General features: G+C 72.5%; 2 protein-coding genes. Both read left to right on the top strand.

Annotated features, from left to right (window positions below; all coding sequences use genetic code 11):
* Positions 1–583: 583 nt before the first annotated feature.
* The gene (gene mraZ, locus ACTIR_RS0109510) at positions 584–1015 is read left to right on the top strand and encodes a division/cell wall cluster transcriptional repressor MraZ (protein ID WP_026454090.1); all 432 of its coding nucleotides are present in this window, start codon (positions 584–586) and stop codon (positions 1013–1015) included.
* 143 nt (positions 1016–1158) lie between these two features.
* A complete protein-coding gene (rsmH, locus tag ACTIR_RS0109505) occupies positions 1159–2121 on the top strand; it encodes a 16S rRNA (cytosine(1402)-N(4))-methyltransferase RsmH (protein ID WP_026454089.1) in 963 nt (320 codons plus the stop codon).
* Positions 2122–2210 lie beyond the last annotated feature (89 nt).

The raw sequence follows: 2210 nt of genomic DNA, 5'->3' as shown, positions 1-2210 counted from the left end.
CGGGTCGCCGTCCGGCGGGGCGGTGGCGGTGGACTGCGCTTCCGACGTCACACGACCTCCTGTGCAGCGGGCCCCGCGGTGGGCGCGACGGCCCCGGGCTGTTCTGGTCGACCGGGCCGGCCCCGCCCGCCGGGCCGACCTGACGGGCAGTGTGTCAAAGATCGGCGCACCCGGTGGGCCAACCCCGACGATCACGACGCGGCGGGCCGGTGTGCTCAGCGTCTCACAGACCGTGCCTCCCCGGTCAGGTGATCTCCCCTCGCCGACCCCGGCGAGTCGTCACCCCGGTACGCCGAGTCGTCACTCCGTGACGCCGTGTCGTCACATCGCGACGTGGCGTCGCACCGGGTGACTCCGATCGGTGTCACCCGGGGTGGCGAACCCGCCACGGCCCCCCACTCCCACCGCACGGCCGTGACCTGCGAAAATGTCTCCCGAAACGCCCTGAATCGGCCGTTTTGGCGTTGACTGTGGTGGAAAGTGGGGTACCGTGGTGAGCAGTGGGGCGGACGTGATGCCCCGGAGCCGATCTCGGAGGGGGTCGCGGGGCCCCGGCGTTGGTCGGTAGGGGAGGTGGAGGCCGGTGTTTCTCGGCACCCACACTCCCAGGCTGGACGACAAGGGGCGGCTCACGCTGCCTGCGAAGTTCCGTGACGCGCTGGCAGGTGGGCTGATGATCACCAAGGGACAGGACCACTGCCTGTACGTGTTCGACCGTGCCGAGTTCGAACAGATGGCGCGCAAGGTCGCCGAGGCGCCGTTCACCAACGAGTCGGTGCGGGCCTACCAGCGCTACCTGTTCGCCGGGACCGACGAGCAGCGTCCGGACGCGCAGGGGCGGATCGCGATCGCCCCCGAGTTACGCCGGTACGCCGGACTCCACCGGGACTGCGTCGTGATCGGCGCGATCACCCGGTTGGAGATCTGGGACTCCGGGGCGTGGGAGACCTACCTGGAGGAGCACGAGGACAGTTACGCGAAAGCGCAGGACGAGATCCTGCCGGGCATCTTCTGACGCGGGCACGGTGTCGGATGACGTGAGGCTGCGGCCCTGATGCACCTTCCCCGGTATCAGGTCCGCAACCTGACGGCATCCGGCTCCCGGCGTCGAACAGGGGCGACGCCGGCGACGTGGAGAGTCGGGTGAGAGGGGGCGCCGTGAGCGGCGACGAGGCAGCGCACCAGCCTGTCCTGCGGGACCGGGTGCTCGCCCTGTTCGCTCCCGTCGTCGCGGGCCGTGCGGCCACCGTGGTCGACACCACGCTCGGGCTCGGCGGGCACGCCGAGGCGTTGTTGACCGCGCACCCGGACCTGCGGCTGATCGGGTTCGACCGGGACACCGGGGCGCTCGACCACGCGCGGCGGCGGTTGGCCGGGTTCGGCGACCGGGTGCGGTACGTCCACACCACCTACGACCGGATCGGCACGGTGCTCGGCGAACTGGGCCTGTCGGCGGTGGACGGCATCCTCATGGACCTCGGCGTGTCGTCCATGCAGCTCGACCTCGCCGAACGCGGGTTCGCCTACTCCCGGGACGCGCCACTCGACATGCGGATGGACCCGACGGCCGGGATCACGGCCGCCGAGGTGCTCAACACCTACCCCGCGGCCGAGCTGACCCGGATCCTGCGGGAGTACGGCGAGGAGCGCTTCGCCCACCGCATCGCCAGGGCGGTGGTCGCCGAGCGGGAGCGGGCGCCGTTCGAGACCAGCGAGCGCCTCGTGCGGCTGCTGCACGACACGGTGCCCGCGGCGAGCAAGCGCACCGGTGGCCACCCCGCCAAGCGCACGTTCCAGGCCCTGCGCATCGAGGTGAACGGGGAGCTGGACATCCTGCGGGTGGCGGTCCCCGCCGCGATCGACGCCCTGGCGGAGGGCGGACGGATCGTCGTCGAGTCCTACCACTCGCTGGAGGACCGCATCGTCAAGCGCGCCCTCGCCGCGGCCGCGGCCTCCAGCACGCCGCAGGACCTGCCGGTGGAACTGCCCGGACACGGTCCCCGGGTGCGCCTGCTGACCCGGGGTGCGGAGAAGGCGGACGACGCCGAGATCCGGCACAACCCGCGGGCCGCCTCGGTACGGCTGCGGGCGGCGGAGAAGAGGGAGGCCCGACAGCGATGACCGCACCGGCCCGCGACCGCGGGACATCCACGGACCGGCGGAGGGCCCGCGGGCGCTCCGCCACGGGCGATGCCACCGCGGCGACCGCG

The sequence above is a fragment of the Saccharomonospora iraqiensis subsp. iraqiensis genome (assembly GCF_000430445.1).
Taxonomy (GTDB): Bacteria; Actinomycetota; Actinomycetes; order Mycobacteriales; family Pseudonocardiaceae; genus Saccharomonospora; species Saccharomonospora iraqiensis.
This window is presented reverse-complemented; position numbering and strand designations above follow the sequence as displayed.